The following is a 14,285-nucleotide window of genomic DNA, read 5'->3' on the forward strand; positions in this document are numbered from 1 at the left end:
CGGGTACGAGTTAACACGTTCCGATCAGCGGAGGGAGGGATCGCCAATGGTCACCGTCGGACTGCTGGTACGCGTGAACGCCCGGCCGGGAAAGGAATGGGAGACCGAGAACTTCCTGCGTGACGGGCTGGCCCTGATCGAGGACGAGCCGGGGACGGCCGCGTGGTTCGCGGTGCGCATCAACTGCGCGACCTTCGGCATCTTCGACGCCTTCGAGGAGGACGCCGGGCGGCGGGCCCACCTGGCGGACAAGGTCGCGGCGGCACTGATGGAGAGGTCCGACGAGCTCTTCACCCGGCCGCCCACCATCGAGAGGGTCGACATCCTCGCCACCAAGCTCCCGGAAGACGCCGGCAGATCGAGCATCGCTTAGGAAGCCTTCCTGGGGCGTCACGCGCCGGGGGCGGCCTGGATGCGCTCGGCGAGCCAGGCGAGGGACATCGGGTAGCGGTAGTCGATCGCGCCGTGGCCCGCGTCGAAGAGCTCGAAGCGGATGAGGTCGCCGGGCACCCCGTGGTCGAGGAGCGACCGGCGGAAGGCCTCGGCGCCGAGATCGAGGAAGTACTCGTCGCGGGTGCCCGCGTCGATCCAGATGCCCCGCATGGAGCGCATTGCGTCGGCGTGCTTCGGGACCATGCGGACAGGGTCCCAGTCGAGCCAGCGCTGCCAGACCTCGTCCCTGATCACTCCGGTGCGGGGATCGAACGGCAGCTCGGGAACGCCGTCGGGCCCGGCCGAGAAGGCCGCCGAGCAGCCGAGAACCGACAACAGCACGCCGTCCGCGGGGTGGGTGAACGCGGTGCGGGACCGGAACTCGTCCCACCACCGGCCGATGTCGCCGTCGAAGGCACGCAGGTGGCGGACGGCCTGGGCGAACTCCGGCAGGTAGCAGTGCTCGTAGAGGGTGTCGCCCGCGTGGGTGGCGAACGCGCCGAACAGGTCGGGACGCAGCATCGGGGTGATCATCGCCCCGAACCCGCCGCTGGACTTCCCCGTGATGGCGCGGTGGTCACGGTCGGCCAGGGTGCGGTAGCGGGCGTCCACCCAGGGCACGATCTCTTCGCAGAGGTAGGAGTGGTACCGGCCGGTGCCGGGCGAGTCGACGAACTGGCTGCCGCCGTAGCCCGTCCAGGCGTCCACGTAGACCACGATCACCGGCGGGGCCTCCCCACGGGCGAAGACCTGGTCGGCGGTCTCGGGGAACGGCCGGCGGAAGGGCGTGCGGTTCCCCCACATGGCCAGGTGGCCGGTGTACCCCTGGATCACGTAGACGGAGGGATAGCGGCGGCCCGGGTCGTCGTCGTATCCCGGCGGCACGTAGACCCAGAGGGGCCGCGCGTGCGGGTCACCCAACGGGTTCCCTCTCAGCGACTCGCTCTCGACGGTGTGCTCGTCGATCCGTCCTTCAAGGTCGGCCCGCCACGGCAACATGGGCACCCCTCCTTCGGCTCCCACATCCGTATCACGGATCCCACGCGCTCCGCCTCCCCCTGTGCGGTCGAACCGGCGGGCACCTCACAGGCGAGAAGGGACGGCGGTGAGCCGGGCCGGGGTCAGTGGAGCAGGATGCGCGCCCACCGGCGCCGGGCGACCACCAGACCGAGCACCCCCATGACCATGAGGTACGCCACGCTCACGATCATGCCGGACTCGACGTGGCCCAGGGTGAGACCTCGCAGGAGCCGGATGCCGTGGTACAGGGGCAGCAGCTCGACGAAGATCTGCACCGGCCGGGGATAGACCGTGACCGGGTAGAAGGTGGTCGCGAACAGGAACATCGGCAGCAGCACGAGCTGGACGTACTGGAAGTCGTGCCATCCCCTGATGAACGTCGTCGTGGCCAGCCCCGTGGCCCCGAAGGCGAAGGCGACCAACAGCGCCCCGGGCAGCGACGCCAGGGCCCACGCGGAGGGCACCAGCCCGAACACGGCGATCACCACCAGGAAGCCGACGGCGGTGATGAGGGCCCGCGTCATCGCCCACGCCACCTCCCCCACCACGACGCCGGTCACGGTGACGGGAGTGGCGAGCACCGACTGGTAGAACCTGTCGAACTTCGACTTGGTGAAGGCGGCCTCCATCGTCTCGTGGAGCGCGCTGTTCATGACCGCCGTGGCCAGCAGCCCGGGGGCGACGAAGGAGGCGTACCCGACGTCGACCCCGGCCACGTCGCCGATCATGCGGCCGACGCCGACCCCGATGGCCAGCAGGTACAGCACGGGCTCGAAGATCGAGTACAGGGCCATGGTCCAGGGGCTGTGACCCTTGTGGACCCACAGGTTGCGGAGCAGCAGCAGGTGCGCGCCGCCCCCGCGCGGGACGGCGGGGGCTTCCAGGGCCGGCATGTGGCTCCTCTCAGAACCTTCAGAGCCTTCAGAAATGGAGGTGTCGCCGGTAGGTCACGAGGGCCGCCGCCACCCCGCCCCCGGCGAGGGCGGTCAGGTAGGCGACGTGGATCAGCGAGGCCACCGGGGTCGCGGTCCCGAGGCTCAGAGTGCGGCACAGGTCGACGCCGTGCCACAGCGGCAGGACGTACGCCATCGGCCGCAGCCACTCGGGGAGCGCGTCCAGGGTGAAGAACGTGCCTGACAGCAGGTACATCGGCATCAGGACGAACCGGAAGATCGTGTTGAGCGTGGCGAACCTCTCCACGGTGACCGCCCACGCCGCGAGCGGGGTCGCGAAGGCCATGCCGGTGAGCAGGGCGGCGGGCACGGTGAGCACCACCAGCGGCGAGCGGGAGGCGCCGAAGGCCACCATCACCACGGCGAACGCCAGCGCGCTGGACGCGACGCGGAACGCCATGAACAGCAGGTGGCCGGCCATGATGTCCTTGGGCTCAAGCGGCGTCGCGGCGGCCACCACGTAGCCGCGCTCTCGGCGCAGCGCGCTGTTCACCCTGAACGCCGACTCGATGTAGGCGTTCTGCATGGCAGCGGCGGCGAGCATCCCCGGAGCGAAGAACTCCAGGTACGACATGCCGTCCAGGGACTCGGGAGAGACGAGCCGCCCGAGCCCGGCGCCGATGGCCAGCAGGAACAGCAGCGGGTTGGCCACGCTGACGACGATGGTCGACCGCCAGGTGCGGCGGTAGCGGAGCATCCAGGCGGAGAACTCGCGCAGGAACACGCCGCCTCCTCAGTCCGTCAGCGAGCGGCCGGCGAGGCGCAGGAACACGTCCTCGAGGGTGGACCGGCGCACCAGCGCCGTCACGGGGGCCAGCCTCGCGGCGGTGACGGCCGCCAGCGCGTCCTCGCCGTCGGGGGTGTAGATCATCAGGCGGTCCGGCAGGACCTCCATCCGCTCTCCCCCGCGCGCGCCGACCAGGGCACGGACCTTCTCCGCGGCCTGCTCCTGCTCGTCCAGCCGGAACCGCAGTTCCAGGACCTCGCGTGTGGAGTGGCGTTCGATCAGTTCCCGGGGTGAGCCCTCGTCGGCGATGAGCCCCTTGTCCATCACGACCAGCCGGTCGCAGAGCTGCTCGGCCTCGTCCATGTAGTGGGTGGTGAGCAGCAGCGTCACGCCCTGCTGCTTGAGCCTGAACAGCCGGTCCCACAGGACGTGGCGCGCCTGCGGGTCGAGGCCGGTGGTGGGCTCGTCCAGGAGGAGGACGTCAGGCTCGTTGATCAGCGAGCGGGCGATGGTCAGCCTCCGCCGCATGCCTCCCGAGAGCGCCTCCACGCGGTCGCCGGCCTTCTCCTCCAACTGGGCGAACTCCAGCAGGCGCGTGGCGCGCTCGGCGAGCACGCGGCGGGAGAGGCCGAAGTAGTGGCCGTACATCAGCAGGTTCTCGCGGACGGTCAGCTCGGCGTCCAGCGCGTCGTCCTGCGGCACGACGCCGAGGCGGGCCCTGATCCTGCGCCCGTCGCGCGCCGGGTCCATGCCGAGGATGCGGAGGGTGCCCGAGGTCACCGGGGACACGCAGCCGAGCATTCGCATGGTCGACGACTTTCCCGCCCCGTTGGGCCCGAGGAAGCCGAACGCCTCGCCCCTGCCGACGTGGAAGTCCAGGCCCGCCACCGCCTGGAAGACGCCTCCGGGCCTGTCCCTGGCGGGGTAGGTCTTCACCAGGCCCTTCGCCTCGATCAGAGGCGCCTCCATGCCGTCGCTCACCCTGCACACCTCTGGCTCTCCGGTGCGGCCGGTCACCTCAGCCACAGATCATCAGTGAGTAATTTCACCGAAGTCTGCAATACCCGACTTAAATCACGCAACATGTTTACAGTGCGATGCAATGCGGGTTCGCCATGGGCCGGAACCGGCGAGGGCTCATCGGCCGGACCACCCTGCGCCCCGGCCGCGGGACGGCCGGGGCGTGGGAGCCGGGTGGGCTACCCGGCGATGCCGAGGATCTCGGCCAGGGGGCCCACCAGCAGGCCCCTGCCCTTGATGTCCGCGATGACGGAGCTGTCGACGACGCCGTCCTGTCCGGGGAGCTGGCCCGCGCCGCGCTCGGGTCCGAGCGGCACGACGATGACGGGCGGCATCGGCTCGTACGCCTGGACCTCGCCCTCGCCGGTGATCAGCGCGCGGATGTTGCCCGCGACGATCTCGGCCTGGCGCCCGGCCGACCCGGCCATCGGCGGGCCCACGGTGATGATGTCGCCGAGCGCGAAGACGGTGTCCTGGCCGAGCACCCGCAGCTCGGGAGTGACCTCGATGAGCTGCCCGGGCGTGCGGGCAGGGGTGAGGTCGTCGGCGAGGTAGCCGGTGATGGGGGTGGTGCCGTAGCAGCGGTACCAGACGTCGGCGGTGATCTCGGTGCCCGTCGCGGTCGTCACCGTGAACGTCCCGGCGGTGCCGGGCTCGGTGGGAGGCGCCTCGCGCAGGGCTCCGCCCAGCAGCAGCTCCACGCCGAGCTCGTCCAGCTGGCGCCGGAGCTCCGCGCGGAGCTCCGGCATGAACGGACCGGCGAGGATGTCGTCGGCCGTGTCGACGATGGTGACGTGCTTGCCGGGCCAGACGGCCTTGATCTCGCCGGCCAGCTCCAGGCCCACGGGGCCCGCGCCCACCAGCAGCACCCGGTCGGCGTCGGCGAGGGCCCGATGCGAGGCCCGGTAGCGCTCGTGCGCGACCTCGGTCTCCGTGGCGTCGGTCTTGCCGGGGAAGGGGTAGGTGGAGCCGGTCGCCAGCACGATGTAGTCGGCGGCGATCTCCTCGCCGGAGCCGACGACGACCCGCTTGGAGTCGACGGCGGCGGCGCGGTCGCGGACCACCCGGCCACGGGCGAGCAGGTTGTCGTACGCCATGAAGATGCGCGGCAGCCACGCCGGGTCCACCAGGGCCCGCAGAGCCGCGACGTTGTGGACGAAGGCGTCCTTGGGCTCGACCAGCACGACGTCGGCCACGTCGTCGAGCGCCTTGGCGACGCGGATGCCTCCGTATCCGCCGCCGATCACCGCAACGGTGGGCTGCCAGGCAGGTGCGATGTCACTCATAAGGGTCCCCGATCTTGTTCCTGGACGGAAGCGCGCAGGTCCGGCACGGCCGGGCGCAGCTCGTTGACCCTAACATATCGTTGAAGCGCTTCAATTATATTCCAGGTTCGATCATTTCGTGTGTGTTACGGTATGGATATGAGAGTCGAGGACGTCCAGGCGCCCAGGGCCGTGGACCGTCTCGGCCTGCTCCTGGCCCGCCACGGCGGCATCACGAACGAACGCATGCGTCACGCGCTCGGCGTGACCGGCCTGACCCCGAGGCACGCGGTGGCGCTGATGAACCTCGCCGAGAGCGGCCCCATGGGCCAGCAGGCGCTCATCGAGGCGCTGGGCGTTGATCCCAGCGTGCTGGTGGCGATCCTCAACGACCTCGAACGCGACGGGCTCGCCGAGCGCCGCCGCGATCCCGCCGACCGGCGCCGCCACATCGTCGAGATGACCACCGCGGGGGCCTGCACGCTCACCAGGGTCGAGCAGGCGCTGGCCGAGGTCGAGCGCGAGCTGTTCGCCGACCTCGACGAGGATGAGATCGCCCAGCTCCACCGGCTCCTGAGCCGCATCAGGACCACGCCTGACGACCCCGGCTGCACCGAGGCCTGACCCGCCTTCGGACGCCCCGCACATGAGCCTTCGGGCGCCCGCACATGAGCCCTCGGGCGCCCCGCACATGAAACGAGCCGGGGCCCGCACCTCGAAGGTGCGGGCCCCGGCCCTGTTACGCGCGTCAGATCAGACGGGAACGATGTTCTCCGCCTGCGGGCCCTTCTGGCCCTGGGTGACGTCGAACGAGACCTTCTGGCCCTCCTGGAGCTCACGGAAGCCCGAGGCGGCGATGTTGGAGTAGTGGGCGAAGACGTCGGCGCCGCCGCCCTCCTGCTCGATGAAGCCGAAGCCCTTTTCCGCGTTGAACCACTTCACAGTGCCAGTAGCCATGTCATTCTCCTTCGATAGGGGGTCGAGCCGGAATCGGCACTGTGCCGACTCCGCGTCGCCGCGATGAGCCCATCCGGAGATGACCGGCAAACAAAAATGCACCTGAAGGTTACATCTCGTCAGGTGCACACAGAGTTTATGGGTACCACAACTGCAACTGGCATGAGCCTAGCACACCTGCGCCCCCACCTGCCGACGACCGGTCAGGGCGACCGGTCAGGGGTCGCCGCCGCCGATCACTCGCCCATCTGGCCGTCGCGTACGCGCCGGTACCTCCTGCCGCGTACGAGCAGGCCCAGGCCGGCGGCCGGGTGCCGGCGTGAGATCTAGAAATGGGAACCGTCCTCGGCCCGGTGGAGGGCGGCGGCGAGCACCTTCGCCCGGTAACGGCGTCGCGCGTACCAGCCGAGCAGCAGCAGCGCCGCCATCGCGACGAGCAGGACCACCAGCAGGTGCAGCGGGAAGACGACGATCCTCACGGTGGCGGTGTGCGCGCCCTCGCCCGGCCCGGGGATGGAGACGGTCGCGTGGCAGACGCACATCAGCGGCGGGTTCCACCGGGTGCTGACCTCACGGGTCGAGCCGCGCAGCACGGTGAAGTCGGGAAAGATGAGATCGCTCCCGCCCACCCGCACGTGCAGCCGCCCGGTGCCGCGGAAGTCGCGGTGCACCGTGCCGAAGTCGTGGATCCTCGTGGTGATGGGCACGGGACCGTCCATGACGAACCCCGGCGCGCGGAGGTCCGTGACCTCGACCGAGCTGTCGATGGAGCCGGGGACGGTGATGAACACCGGGGCCGCGATCACCCGGTTGATCCGCAGGTTGCCCGCGTCGCGGCGGGCCGGGACCTTGAAGAGCAGGGCGAGCTGGTGATCACCCGGCTCCGGGGCGGTGGGCACCGTGATCCGGACGGTCACGTTCCTGGTCGTGCCGGGCGCCATCCGGAACCGCACGGGGTCGACGCTCACCCAGGCCGACGCGGCGTAGGGGGCGTCGGGCCTGAAGTTCAGCGCACCTTTCTCGCTCGCGGTGAAGTCGGCCTTCTCGACGATCACGTCGTATGGCGTCCTGCCTCCGTTGGTCACGTGGAAGTGCTGGACGGTGGAGACCGTGCCCGCGGGGACGACCAGGCGGGCCGGGCTCACCTGCAACGAGAACCCTGGCGTGGGCCTGGCCAAGGCGAGGACGGCCGGGCACTGCGCCGCGAGAAGGCAGGCCACCGAGAGGACACCGCACAGCTTCCGCCCGAGCCGGCGGGGCACGACGCCCTTCATCAGGGCGCCCGTCCGAATACAACCGTTTTCATCCGCAGTATCCCTGCCTGACCGTGATCATTTGCAGGCAGTATCCGAGCAATCACTCAGAGTGTCAAGAATGATCGCTCGCAACCCTCTTCGGTGGGTCTCACGCGGAATCATCGCCGCACGAACGCCTTCACAAAGATGACAATTCCGACATTAACCCCATTTATCGGACGTTGCACGGAAGTACACGATCATTGTCCGGAAATTTGCATTGCCGAGCGGTGCGCTCGGCCGCACATATCCGGTAATCCCGGAATCCGGCGCGTCGGGCGAGAGGGCTCCAGTCGGACAGCGCAGGACAAGTCGCAATCGCGGTGATATCCCGCTTGAAATGGGTAAATTCGAGAAAGGCCGATAGATGTGCAACAGGCGATCAATGGGCAGAATTTAAGTTATCCGGGGGAAAACCATGCGTGGACGGCTCAGGTCAATCGTGCTGGGAATCGAGGTCGCGGTCCTGCTGGCCGTCTGCGCGCCCACGGCCATGGCCGCCTCGGCGATCGGACACGACGGTGAGGGGGACGGGCGCCGCACGGCGGGCGAGGCGGTCCCCGGCGAGGACGGGGCGGCCTCCACCGGGGTGTCGGTGCGGGTGCTTCCCGCGCCGAGCGGCAGCCCGACCGGCCGTCCGGACCCGCCCCGGCCCGGCGGCGACCCTGTGACCGGGACCGGCGCCTCGACCACGGACTCGGCACCGTGGGATCTCGACGACCTCCCCGCCGGAACCTCGCACACCGAATCGGGATCACGCCAGTTCGGAAAGGGGCCGAACACCGAGACCCACACCTGGAGCAACCACGTGGAGGTCCATGAATTCGGCGACTCCCCGTACAACGGCAGGGGCACCACGCGCATGGAATCCCACGAATTCGGAAACGAAATCCCCGCCATAATCCTCCACACCCCGACCACCGCGCCCGTACCGCGTCAAACAGGGAACCTGCCCTTCACAGGAATCGACGGCCAGAGCCTTGGCATCGTGGTGGGAAGCGGAGTGGCCGCCATTCTCCTTGGCGCCTACTTCGTCAGGATGTCGCTCAGGCGAAGGCGCTCGGCGCCGCACGAATGACCGTCACGGGCCTATGTGAATGTACGGGGCCCAGACGCCCGGCAGGGCCGCGTTGCCCGCGTCGCGCAGCCCGCGGGCCGCGTGGTTGAGCGCTCCGGCCGCGCCCGACGCGTCGGATCCCCCGGCCAGGCGCTCGTAGAAGAGCCTGGCCACCTCGGGCGCCGTCTGGTCGTACACCGGCCACAGCGTGGCCACGACCTGACGGAACCCGGTGACCTGGAGCGCCGCGGCGAGGTGGATGGCCTCGTCGGTGAGGGCGGACCCGGTCGCCGCGGTCTGGCAGGCCGACAGGAAGGCCAGCTCCGCCTCCGGCAGGCGCATGGCGGCGATGTCCAGGACGGTGAGCATGCCGTCGCGCAGCGCCACCCCGCCCTGCGAGGGGCGCCGCGCGTCCTGCACCCCGTGGCAGGCGAGATGGACCCAGGGATGCCCGCCGAGCCGGTCGCGCACGTCGGCGACAACGGCGTCCCGCAGCAGCGTGCACCGGTCGCCGAGCAGCCTGGTCAGGACGTCGATCTCGGGCTGGACGGCGAGGTCGGGGGCGCCGGGGGTGTGCGCCATCGCCACCAGCAGAGTGCGCCCCGGCCGCGCGGAGCCCGCCCGGCGGGCACGGGCGTCGATCAGCGTCCGCAGCGTCGGGGTGTAGGAGGAGACCACGCGATCCATCGCGCACTCGCCGGTCGCGGGGTCCACGGCCGCGTGGAGCGGCAGCAGCGCCAGCGGACCGGTGGGGCACCACCAGACGCGGGATGCGTCCCCCGTCACCGCCAGCACCGGCGCGGTCACGTTCGCGCCCAGCCACCGGAGCAGGTCGTTGGCCCTCTGGTGGGCCGCCACGTTCTCCAGCAGGGTGGCGGGCGGGCGGTGGAAGAGCCGCAGGAGCGCGTTGGCCCAGTCCACGACGTCCTCCGCGCGCAGGCCCGGCAACGGGCACACGGTGACGCCGCCGTCCGCGAGCACGAGCGCGTCGCACCGCCGCGCGCTGACGTTGACCAGCACCACGGGCCCGGCCGCGGCCGCCTCCGCCAGCTTGGCGAACGCCGGGGGACGCAGGAAGTCCTCGAACCCGTCGAGCGCGCGGATCCCGGCGACCAGATCGTCCCACTCGCCGGCCAGGAGCGCCCGGTCGGGCCTCACCTCACGGGCCGGCTCGTCACCCGCTTCGAGCGCGGCCCGAAGCTCCTCCAGCCGTCCGGCGAGGCCGGGATGAGCCGCCCGCAGCTCGCCGAGGTCGCCGCGGGTCTCCAGCAACTGCGCCCACAGCACGCCGCGGCCGTGCTCCAGCAGCTCGACCGCCCGCTCCGGGCGCCCCGCCTCGATCGCCAGAGCGGCCGCGTCGGCGGCCAGCCACGAGAGCGTGCCGAGCTGGTTCTCCTGGTCGGCACGGGGAATGCCGCGCCAGGCCAGCAGCGGCATGAGCCGCACGGCCCGTTCCAGCGCCGCGAGGGCCGACGGCATGTCGCCCGCCTCCGCCGCCGCGCCGGCCCACATGCGCGCGGCGCGCATGCGCATGTGCGCCGGGCAGGTCACCAGGTCGGCCGCGACGCGCAGGGTGGCGATCGCCTCCTCGTAGTCCGCCCTGGCTCCGGTACGGCCGTACCGCTCCAGCAGCGCGTTCGCCCGGCCGCCGAGCTCGTGCGCGCGGCCGGGGTCGGCCGGCGCGAGGTTCGCGTCCGCTTCCCTGAGCACCTCGACGGCCTGGTCGAGGTCACCGGCGTCGCCTCGCCGTACGGCCCGCGTGGCGAGCAGCGAACCCCAGCCGCCCAGATAGCGCGCACGCCGGGTGGAGCCGGGCGGGAGGGCCTCGTAGGCGGCGCGGGCGGTGGACACGGCCTGATCGAGGTCGGCCAGGTCGTCGAAGGCGAGGTAGCGGGTGGCGAGCGCCTTGGCCAGGTTCGTGAGGATCACGGGGTTGTGCTCGTCGCCGGGCCGCGCCAGGTCCCGGGCGCGCAGCAGGACGGCGACGGCCTCGTCCAGGTCGGCGCGGTCCTCGGTCCGCCAGTAGCGGCTTTCGAGCACCCCGCCGAGGTTCCCGCTGGAGGTGAGGTGCTGCGGGCTCGCGGGCGAGGTGGCGTCGAGCACGGAGCGGTAGGCGGCGATGGCCGCGTCGAGGTCGTCACCCGATCCGGTCAGCTCGAAGCGCGAATGGAGCGCGGTGGCCAGGAGGTTGAGCGCCGAGGGACGGTCGAGGTCGCCCTCGCGCATCGAGCCGGCGGCCGCGCGCAGCCTGGTGATGGCCTCGTCCAGCTCGGCCCGGCTCCCCGAGACGGCGCGGCGGTCGGCGAGCGCGGCCCCCAGGGTCGACTGGCTCAGGTGCCACGCCGGCGATCCGGGCACGGCCAGTTCCTGAGCCTCCCGGGTGAGGGCGATGGCCTCCTCCAGCTCGCCCGGCGAGCCCGACCGCAGGTAGCGCTCGCGCAGGCCGCCGCCCAGGTTGAGGCAGACCCCCGGCCTGCTCGCGTGTCCCCCGGGCGTCACCTGGACGGCCCTGCGGTACAGCGCGACCGCTTCGTCCAGGTCGGCGGAACCGGTGAGCCGCGACCGCAGCAGCAGGGCGTTGCCGAGGTTGCCGAGCGCGTCGGACAGCCCGGGGTCCCCGTCGGGGATGCCCGCCACGGCCCGGCGGCCGTAGGAGACCGCCTGCTCCAGGTCGTCCCTGGACCCGTCCAGCTGGTAGCGGTCGTAGTAGGCGCCCGCGAGCACGTACAGCCCGCGGGGGCCGTCGGGCGAATCCAGCCCGGCCTCGCCGAGCAGGACGATCAGCTCGTCGAGGTACTCCCTGCGGCCGAACGCGTGGTGACTGTGGGAGAGCGCGGTGCCGAGGTTGAGCACGCAGTACAGCCGCAGTTCCGGGGTCGGCGGACCTGCCTCCAGCGCCGCGCGGGCCATGGCCACGGCCTCCGGCAGCAGCTCGGCGTCGCCGGTCATCTCGAAACTCTGCGAGAGGCAGAGGCTCAGCAGCGTGCGGCCCAGCACTCGGGCCTCGATCACCTCGGTGTCGAGCGCGACCATCTCGCGCAGCGCCGTGACGGCCCGCGTGCCGTCGTCCGCCGACCCTCTGGACGTGGCGCGGATGGCCAGCCTCGTGCCGAGGACGTACAGCGCGATGGGCCGTTCGGGGTCTCCGGCCGGCCGGGCGGCGACGGCGACCCGCATCAGCGCGATGTCCTCCTCACCCGGGCCCTCCGCGTCGCCGAGGTCGGCTTCGCCCGCGATGCCCTTGCCCAGCTCGGCGATCGCCGTCCAGTCGGGGTCGTCCCCAGGGATCTCGTCGAGCGCGGTGACGATGGCCTCGGCGAGCGGGACGGCGGTCTCCGCATCCCGGCGCAGGGTGTAGGCGTGGGCCAGCGCGCCGCACAGGAACAGGTGGATGCCCGACCGGAGCGGGTGGTCGGTGGCCGCGATCCACAGGCCGTACGCCAGCCGGTCGGCCGCCGCCGCCAGATCCTCAAGATCGTCGGTCGCCTGCCCCCTGAGGGACAGGAAGCGTCCCAGCATGACCGTCACGGGGAGCGTGGCGGAGTCGGTCTCGTCCAGCAGCCCCAGCGCGGCGTCCATCGCCAGGACCGCCCGGTTCACCTGCGTCAGGTCGTGGGTGACCGTGAAGGCCTCGCCGCTGACGCCGCCGAGGGCGAAGAACAGCCCGGCCCAGGCGGACTCCTCACCGCCGGCCGACAGCTGGGGGTCCTCACCTGCGGCCCGGCCGTCGAGGTAGTCGAGCGCGTGGCCGAGCACGTCGGGCCGGGCGCCGGGATCGGCGCCGCGCAGCAGGTCGGCGGCGTCGACGGCCTCGGCGAGGTCGGCGAGCTCGCCCGAGGCCTCGTACCGGCACCAGAAGAACCAGGCCCGCGCACGCGCGGCCCCGGGGCCGGCCGAGTCGCGCAGCCGCTCGGCGTCCGCGAGGGCCTGCGCGGAGAAGAGGCCGTCGGCGCGCCCGTCCTCCCGGTAGGCCAGGACGCGGGCGTCGGTCCGGGCTGATGCGGCGTCGTCCACGGATCCGACCGTACGGCTGGACGTGACGTCGCGGCTACTGATAGTCCACAACTTGTGGATGGATTCGACGTCCTATTGGACGACACTCCCGACGACCCCGGCTTTGTCCGCCTCGACCTGCCGGCCGGAAGCTCGGTCCTGGACGCGACGGAGGCGCTGGAGGCCGTCCTGGCCGACGACGCCTCGATGGAGTCCGCCGTCCTGGTGGTGGGAGACCGGTTCGTCGGGGTCTCCAGCCGGTCCCGCCTGGTGCGGCTCGGCTCGGCGGTGCTGCGATCCATCGGGGACGGCGCGGGGGCGACGCTGCTCGGCGAGTCGCTCCGCTACCGGATCATCCGCTTCGCCTGCGCGACGTGCGACTCCGCGACGCGACGGGTGCACGTCGACCCCCGCACGCCGCCGATGTGCCCTCGGGGCCACGGGCCGATGGAGACCCTCAGGTGAGCCTGGACGCGCTGGCCAAGCCCGGCATCTCCGGAGGGCGGTTCCTGCTGGTCGACTACCTTCCTGCGTACGCGGCCTCGCTCATGGTGCTGGTGCTGGTGTGGGCGGGCGCGCCGGGGCGGCCGGTCGACCTCGGGCGGGCGTGGCGTACGGCCGCGGGCCTCGGGGCCGGGGAGGTGGTGCTGCTGGGCGTCGCCATCACGCTGCTCGCCGTCCTCGGCACCCCGTTGCAGCTGGCGCTGGTCCGCGTGCTGGAGGGGCAGTGGCCGCGGGCCGGCCTGGCCGGGCTCGCCCGGCGCTCCCGCGAGCGGCAGTCACGCCGCCGGGAACGCCTCGCCTCGGCGGAGGAACTTCCCGAGGGGCAGGCGGGGGAAGCCGAGATCCAGGCCGCGGGGGTGGCGGGCACCCGGCTGCGACGGCTGTACCCGCCCGCCGAGCTGCTCAGGCCGACCGCGCTCGGCAATGTCCTGGCGGCCACCGAGTCCCAGGCCGGCGAGCCGTACGGGCTCGACGCCGTGGTGGTGTGGCCGCGTCTCTACCCGCTCCTCGGCGAGAACGTCAAGGCGGTCGTCGACGACCGGCGCGACATCCTGGACACCGCCGCCCGCCTGTCGGTGACGATGGCCGCGACGGCGGTGGTGGCCGCCGGGCTGCTGGCCCGCTCCGGATGGTGGCTGCTCCTGGCCCTGGTGCCGCTGGTGATCGCGCGGGTGGCCTACGTGGGGGCGGTGCACGCCGCCGTCGCCTACGGCGAGGCCGTGCGGGCCGCCATCGACCTGCACCGCTTCACGCTCGTCGACGCCCTGCGCCTGCCGCTCCCCCACGACCCTGACGACGAACGCCGCCGCAACACCCTGCTGTGCGACCTGTGGCGGCAGGGCCTCCCCCTGCCGCCCGAACCGTACCGCCACCCTTCGCCGCCGGAGGAGTCCCGTACGCCGAAGCGGAGACCTCCACGCAGAGCGCGCCTCGGCAAGTAGGGACCGCCGGAAGGCACGTTGCCCTTGCCGCTCCCGGAGGGGATCATGTGACGGTGGGTGGGGATGCGCGGTACGGTCCGCGATGGCCAGGGGCCGAGGGCTCGCCGCTACCGGTGGGCGG

The 14,285-nt window shown here is 71.8% G+C and carries 13 protein-coding genes; 5 read left to right on the plus strand and 8 right to left on the minus strand.

Annotated elements, in window-relative coordinates; genetic code table 11:
- The first annotated feature begins 46 nt into the window (after window positions 1-46).
- Window positions 47-373, plus strand: coding sequence for a putative quinol monooxygenase (locus ACOZ38_RS38325; protein WP_424535845.1), 327 nt, complete (start codon window positions 47-49; stop codon window positions 371-373).
- Window positions 374-390: 17 nt separating this feature from the next.
- On the opposite strand, the gene ACOZ38_RS38330 is transcribed toward ACOZ38_RS38325, so the two are convergent.
- The 5 genes from ACOZ38_RS38330 to ACOZ38_RS38350 all read right to left on the minus strand — a co-directional run bounded on the left by ACOZ38_RS38330 (window position 391) and on the right by ACOZ38_RS38350 (window position 5,438).
- Window positions 391-1,431 carry an alpha/beta hydrolase gene (locus ACOZ38_RS38330; protein ID WP_424537162.1) on the minus strand — a complete coding sequence of 347 codons (1,041 nt, stop codon included), beginning with the start codon at window positions 1,429-1,431 and terminating at the stop codon, window positions 391-393.
- 122 nt (window positions 1,432-1,553) lie between these two features.
- Entirely contained in the window at window positions 1,554-2,345 is a 792-nt protein-coding gene (locus ACOZ38_RS38335) for an ABC transporter permease (protein WP_424535846.1), read from the minus strand.
- A gap of 28 nt (window positions 2,346-2,373) precedes the next feature.
- Window positions 2,374-3,129, minus strand: coding sequence for an ABC transporter permease (locus ACOZ38_RS38340; protein WP_424535847.1), 756 nt, complete (start codon window positions 3,127-3,129; stop codon window positions 2,374-2,376).
- 9 nt (window positions 3,130-3,138) lie between these two features.
- A complete protein-coding gene (locus tag ACOZ38_RS38345; RefSeq protein WP_424535848.1) occupies window positions 3,139-4,113 on the minus strand; it encodes an ABC transporter ATP-binding protein in 975 nt (324 codons plus the stop codon).
- Between the two features lie 218 nt (window positions 4,114-4,331).
- The gene (locus ACOZ38_RS38350) at window positions 4,332-5,438 is read right to left on the minus strand and encodes an NAD(P)/FAD-dependent oxidoreductase (protein ID WP_424535849.1); all 1,107 of its coding nucleotides are present in this window, start codon (window positions 5,436-5,438) and stop codon (window positions 4,332-4,334) included.
- 138 nt (window positions 5,439-5,576) lie between these two features.
- On the opposite strand from ACOZ38_RS38350, the gene ACOZ38_RS38355 reads away from it, so the two are divergent.
- Window positions 5,577-6,041: a MarR family winged helix-turn-helix transcriptional regulator gene (locus ACOZ38_RS38355; protein ID WP_424535850.1), complete on the plus strand. Its 465-nt coding sequence runs from the start codon at window positions 5,577-5,579 to the stop codon at window positions 6,039-6,041.
- A gap of 129 nt (window positions 6,042-6,170) precedes the next feature.
- Here ACOZ38_RS38355 and ACOZ38_RS38360 read toward each other — a convergent pair whose 3' ends face one another.
- Window positions 6,171-6,374, minus strand: coding sequence for a cold-shock protein (locus tag ACOZ38_RS38360; RefSeq protein WP_405141007.1), 204 nt, complete (start codon window positions 6,372-6,374; stop codon window positions 6,171-6,173).
- 326 nt (window positions 6,375-6,700) lie between these two features.
- On the minus strand, window positions 6,701-7,648 hold the full coding sequence (locus ACOZ38_RS38365) for a hypothetical protein (protein WP_424535851.1): 948 nt from the start codon (window positions 7,646-7,648) through the stop codon (window positions 6,701-6,703).
- A gap of 463 nt (window positions 7,649-8,111) precedes the next feature.
- Between ACOZ38_RS38365 and ACOZ38_RS38370 the strand changes: the two genes are divergently transcribed.
- Window positions 8,112-8,747 (plus strand): hypothetical protein, encoded by a 636-nt coding sequence (locus ACOZ38_RS38370; RefSeq protein WP_424535852.1) that lies wholly within the window; start codon window positions 8,112-8,114, stop codon window positions 8,745-8,747.
- 3 nt (window positions 8,748-8,750) lie between these two features.
- Here the strand turns inward: ACOZ38_RS38370 and ACOZ38_RS38375 are convergent, their stop codons facing one another.
- Window positions 8,751-12,740, minus strand: a complete 3,990-nt coding sequence (locus ACOZ38_RS38375; protein WP_424535853.1) for a CHAT domain-containing protein — start codon at window positions 12,738-12,740, stop codon at window positions 8,751-8,753.
- 54 nt (window positions 12,741-12,794) lie between these two features.
- On the opposite strand from ACOZ38_RS38375, the gene ACOZ38_RS38380 reads away from it, so the two are divergent.
- Both ACOZ38_RS38380 and ACOZ38_RS38385 read left to right on the plus strand, forming a co-directional pair.
- Window positions 12,795-13,184 (plus strand): hypothetical protein, encoded by a 390-nt coding sequence (locus ACOZ38_RS38380; RefSeq protein ID WP_424535854.1) that lies wholly within the window; start codon window positions 12,795-12,797, stop codon window positions 13,182-13,184.
- Complete coding sequence (locus tag ACOZ38_RS38385; RefSeq protein ID WP_424535855.1) at window positions 13,181-14,164, plus strand: hypothetical protein; 984 nt, start codon at window positions 13,181-13,183, stop codon at window positions 14,162-14,164. Before ACOZ38_RS38380 ends, ACOZ38_RS38385 begins: the two co-directional genes overlap by 4 nt.
- Window positions 14,165-14,285 lie beyond the last annotated feature (121 nt).

The sequence above is a fragment of the Sphaerisporangium viridialbum genome, from assembly GCF_049674955.1.
GTDB lineage: Bacteria > Actinomycetota > Actinomycetes > Streptosporangiales > Streptosporangiaceae > Sphaerisporangium > Sphaerisporangium viridialbum.

Coding starts and splice junctions, on each gene's coding strand:
- ACOZ38_RS38365 (WP_424535851.1), bottom strand. CDS start 7,648: ATGAAGGGCGTCGTGCCCCGCCGGCTCGGGCGGAAGCTGTGCGGTGTC.
- ACOZ38_RS38350 (WP_424535849.1), bottom strand. CDS start 5,438: ATGAGTGACATCGCACCTGCCTGGCAGCCCACCGTTGCGGTGATCGGC.
- ACOZ38_RS38355 (WP_424535850.1), top strand. CDS start 5,577: ATGAGAGTCGAGGACGTCCAGGCGCCCAGGGCCGTGGACCGTCTCGGC.
- ACOZ38_RS38360 (WP_405141007.1), bottom strand. CDS start 6,374: ATGGCTACTGGCACTGTGAAGTGGTTCAACGCGGAAAAGGGCTTCGGC.
- ACOZ38_RS38325 (WP_424535845.1), top strand. CDS start 47: ATGGTCACCGTCGGACTGCTGGTACGCGTGAACGCCCGGCCGGGAAAG.
- ACOZ38_RS38335 (WP_424535846.1), bottom strand. CDS start 2,345: ATGCCGGCCCTGGAAGCCCCCGCCGTCCCGCGCGGGGGCGGCGCGCAC.
- ACOZ38_RS38330 (WP_424537162.1), bottom strand. CDS start 1,431: ATGTTGCCGTGGCGGGCCGACCTTGAAGGACGGATCGACGAGCACACC.